Genomic DNA, 4,977 nt, shown 5'->3' with positions numbered 1-4,977 from the left:
AATACCCGATGCGGGAATCTGAACCGATTCCCTTGCGCACATTCTCCACATCCACGCCCAAACGTTCACACAGGTTGGATATCTCATTCATGAAAGAAATTTTTGTGGCCAGCATGGAGTTGGCCGCATATTTTGTCATTTCAGCGTCTTTGACATTCATGAACAACATTTTGTCCCGGTTTCTTGAAAAAGGTGCATACAGCCTGCGCATCAACTTTGCGGCCCGGTCGGAATCCGCGCCCAGGATAATCCGGTCCGGCTTGAGGAAATCATTAACAGCCGCCCCTTCTTTAAGAAATTCGGGATTTGATACCACATCAAATTCAATGGTTGCTCCCCGGGCTTCAAGTTCTTTGCGGACCTGCGCTTTGACCTTATCAGCTGTACCCACGGGCACCGTAGATTTATCCACAATCACGGCGTAATCTTCAATCACGGAACCGATCTGACGGGCCGCGTCCAATACATACCGCAGATCAGCCGATCCGTCCTGCCCCGGCGGGGTGCCCACGGCAATGAAAAAGACATTGCAATCCTTTGCGACCTGGGCCAGACTCGTGGTGAATTCAAGGGTTCCTTCTTTAAAATTGTTAAGGACTATGGATTCAAGGCCGGGTTCATAAATGGGAAGAATCCCTTTTTTCAAGTTATCTATTTTTTCCCGGTCAATGTCCACACACGTCACATGACTTCCCATTTCAGAAAAACATGCACCCGTGACAAGGCCCACATATCCGGTTCCGATAATCGTTAATTTCATCTATTTCGTTCTACCTTTCATTTGTTTCCAGACCGAACCCAAGCAGTTGGGGTCCTGGATAAACTGACTATTGTCAGATAATGAATATGAAATTTTTGCATGGTAATTAATCCTTTTATATATGTCAATCTAACTTGGCACTTAAGCCCAGAACCGTCCCCAACTCCCGTTTATCATTTTACAAATCCGACTTCAATGCCATAAAGTTAAGATGATTCCAATTAAAGTCATGAAGATTTATTGTCTGGTATATATATTCTTCATGCGCTTGGTAAAATAGAATATTCAATTTCATAAATTGCTTGTCAACTCAGGTCCTTTCTGATAAGGAAAAACTGAAGTGATATTTCTGGCGTTATGTAGAAAATAACTACACAATTACTTGATCACATTTGTTACTCGGATGACATCGTATTTTTTAGCAGAATTAATCAAGAAAAGACTACCATTTAATAAATTTGGAGAATAGATTATGAGCAAAAAAATAGGCGTATTATTGGCAGGTTGTGGCGTATACGATGGTTCTGAAATTCATGAAGCTGTATTGACAATGCTGTTTTTGGACCGGGCTGGTGCAGATATTATTTGCATGGCACCGAATATGGAACAATATGATGTCATTGATCATTTATCCGGGACAGAAACTTCCGAGAAAAGAAATGTACTGGTAGAATCTGCACGGATTGCCCGGGGAGAGATTAAGGATTTAAAAAATGTTCAAGTAAGTGATGTGGATGCCATCATCATACCGGGTGGTTTTGGTGCAGCCAAAAATTTAAGCAATTTTGCGATTAATAATATCCAGGCCCAGGTTCATCCGGAAGTTCAGCGGATTATAACTGACATGATTAACAAGCAAAAGCCTGTTGGCGCCATTTGTATTGCGCCGGCGACGTTAACAAAGGCAATTGCCGATAAACATCCTGAAGTCACCATTGGAAATGACCAGGGAACCGCGGACCTGATCGAAAAAATGGGTGGCAAACATGTGGTATGCGCTGTTGATCAGATACATATAGACCGGGATAAAAAAATTGTGACAACGCCGGCATATATGCTTGGACCTAATATTAAAGATATCGCCATCGGAATTGAAAAATTAGTAACTGAGGTATTGGCCTTGATATAATCCGCGTGGGGCCCCAAGCCCACAAACAAACAATAAAACTAAAGGCACCAACAATGCAGGGCTAAAATGGGCGCCCCAGGCGCTTCGCTCTCTTGTTTCCTGTATCTTGTTTCCAGTTTCTTATAAAAATTGACAAGGCTCTGGACCGGTTGTATTTTAACTTTCATTATGAATGAACACAAAAAAATACATTTAAAAGACTACCGGTCCTTTGAATTCATTGTCGACCATGTTGACCTGATCTTTGACATCCGGGATGACCACACCCGGGTGACATCCAAACTTAAAATAAGAAAAGATCGAACCTGGGCAGATGAAACAACTCCTTTGCTGCTGAACAAGGGGAATTTTGACATTATTTCCGTGGTTGCCGGTGACATGGTGCTTTTGCCCGGTGAATACCAAAGCGATGATGAAACCTTTACCCTTGTTGCCACCCCGGATGTTTTTGAGCTTGAAATCACAAACATACTTAAACCGGATGAAAATACAGCGTTAGAAGGATTATACCGTTCGGGCAGCATTTTATGCACCCAGTGTGAGGCCCAGGGATTCCGCAATATCACGCCCTACCCTGACCGGCCCGATGTGATGGCGCCTTTTTCCTGCACCATTGTGGCGGACAAAACCCGGTATCCTGTGCTGTTATCCAACGGCAACCCTGTAAAATCCGGTGACCTTGACAACAACCGCCACTTTGCCGTCTGGAAAGATCCCTTTAAAAAACCCTGCTATCTCTTTGCCCTGGTGGCCGGGGATCTTGCCGTGTTAGAGGACCGCTTCACAACCGCATCAGGCAGGCATGTGACGTTAAAAATCTATTCTGAAAAAGAGAATATTGCCCTTTGCAGCCATGCCATGACCTCCCTGAAACAGGCCATGGCATGGGATGAAACCCGGTTTGGCCGGGAATATGATCTGGATCTGTACCAGATCGTGGCCATCAACGATTTTAATGCCGGAGCCATGGAAAACAAGGGGCTGAACATATTTAACGCCAAATATGTGCTGGCAGATCCGCAAACAGCTACGGACGATGATTTCATGGGCATCCAGGGCGTTATTGCCCACGAATACTTCCACAACTGGACCGGCAACCGGATCACCCTGAAAAACTGGTTCCAGCTCAGCCTCAAGGAAGGACTCACCGTTTTCCGGGACCAGGAATTTTCATCGGACATGAATTCACGCCCGGTGAAGCGCATCAGTGATGTAAAAAACCTTATGGCGGCACAGTTTCCAGAGGACGGCGGCCCCATGACCCACCCGGTACGGCCGGACGCGTACATCAAAATGGATAACTTTTACACCATGACCGTGTATGAAAAAGGTGCAGAAGTAATCCGCATGATCTATCAGCTTTTAGGACAGGACCTGTTCAGAAAAGGCATGGATCTGTATTTTGAAAAATTTGACGGCATGGCCGTAACCCTTGAGGATTTTGTTGATGTCATGGCAAAGGTATCCGGCCGCAGCCTGGACCAGTTTTTCCTGTGGTACACCCAGTCCGGTACCCCGGAAATTTCCATGACTCGTCACTATGATGAAAATACCGGGACCCTGTCCGTGACCTTTACCCAGGCCACATCCCCGGATAGAAATCAATCCGAAAAGAAACCCTTTCACATCCCCGTTCGGATCTCTTTGATCACCAGGGCCGGAGAAACGGTCAAACCAGACGTTCTGTATGAGCTGACAAAGGAAACTCACACCTTTAAATTTGAAAATGTATCTGCCGATATCTACCCGTCCGTATTCAGGGAATTTACTGCGCCTGTCCGCCTGACCACAGATTTTTCAGATCAGGACCTTGCCTTTCTCATGGCCCGGGATACCGATCCCTTTAACCAGTGGCGTGCGGCCCAGACCCTGTTCATCAATGAGATAAAAAATCTGGTGGCTGCCATCCAGACCGGCAGCCCCATGACTGTATCCGCAAGACTTGTACAGGCCTTTTCCCTGGCTCTGAAAGACAAAGAAAAAGACAGGGCATTTCTTTCCAAGGCCCTTGCCCTGCCCTTGGAAACAGAAATAAAGGATCATTTTGAGATCATTGATGTTGAGGCCATTCACCAGGCAAGGATCTTTTTGAAACAAACCCTGGCCGAAAAACTGGCATCAGAATTAAAAACCGTATATGACATCTGCCGGTCCGCAAACCCCGCTGAGATTTCAGGTGCGGCCATGGCGGACAGAAGCCTTAAAAACCGTTGCCTTTCCTATCTTGGCTGCCTGCCGGGCAAGGATATCCAGGACCTTGTGCAAAAACAGTTTGAATGCCCCGGCAATATGACAGATGAATTTGCCGCCTTCAAAATCCTGAGCCACATGAATCCTGACATACGTGATAAGGCATGTCACATTTTTTATGACAAATGGCAGGCCCGTACCCTGGTTATCGACAAATGGTTTTCTGTCCAGGCCCTTTCCAGCCTTAATGACACCTTAGACCAGGTAAAAAAACTGACCGCACACAAAGCGTTTTCCATGGCCAACCCCAACAAGGTCCGGGCGCTCATATTTGCCTTTGCCATCAACAATCCCATGCATTTTCACAAGGCTGACGGACAAGGCTATGAATTTGTGGGCCAACGGATTCTGGCGCTGGATAAAATCAACCACCAGACAGCCGCACGGCTTTGCGCATGCTTCAATTTGTGGAAACGCTATGATGAAAACAGACAAACTATGATGAAAAAACAACTTGAGACCATGGCGAAAGAAAAAGGGCTATCCAGGAATCTTTATGAAATTGTATCCCGGGCGTTAGAGTAATATGGTGGTCTAAGGCCCAAAAAATATCATAAACTTAAGCAGTTAGTATTTTATTTTACCACGAAGAACACAAAGTTCACGAAGATATGAGCGAAGTGAACTTCGTGGTTTTAATCCGAAAGCATCTTAACTTTATGACATTGAGACATAGTATTCCTTATACCAGTCCACAAAATTCTGTATCCCCTGTTTTATTGACGTTCCAGGCTTAAACCCGGTGGCGGCAATAAGATCATCGACATCGGCCCAGGTGGCGGGCACATCACCTGCCTGCATGGGCTGATAGTCAATTTTCGCTCTTTTGCCCAGGGCA

At 45.6% G+C, this 4,977-nt stretch carries 3 protein-coding genes and 1 pseudogene; 2 read left to right on the top strand and 2 right to left on the bottom strand.

The window, feature by feature from the left end; all coding sequences use genetic code 11:
* A partial coding sequence (locus AB7U36_RS18300) for a UDP-glucose dehydrogenase family protein (protein WP_428161103.1) occupies positions 1-760 on the bottom strand: 760 nt, incomplete at its 3' end.
* Positions 761-1,232: 472 nt separating this feature from the next.
* Here AB7U36_RS18300 and elbB point away from each other — a divergent pair.
* Both elbB and pepN read left to right on the top strand, forming a co-directional pair.
* Positions 1,233-1,889, top strand: coding sequence for an isoprenoid biosynthesis glyoxalase ElbB (gene elbB / locus AB7U36_RS18295; protein ID WP_428161102.1), 657 nt, complete (start codon positions 1,233-1,235; stop codon positions 1,887-1,889).
* A gap of 168 nt (positions 1,890-2,057) precedes the next feature.
* Positions 2,058-4,664 (top strand): aminopeptidase N, encoded by a 2,607-nt coding sequence (gene pepN / locus AB7U36_RS18290; protein ID WP_428161101.1) that lies wholly within the window; start codon positions 2,058-2,060, stop codon positions 4,662-4,664.
* 132 nt (positions 4,665-4,796) lie between these two features.
* Here pepN and AB7U36_RS18285 read toward each other — a convergent pair.
* A pseudogene (locus AB7U36_RS18285) lies at positions 4,797-4,977 on the bottom strand (capsular biosynthesis protein CpsI); the annotation flags it as partial.

The organism is Desulfobacter sp., assembly GCF_050177295.1.
This window is presented reverse-complemented; position numbering and strand designations above follow the sequence as displayed.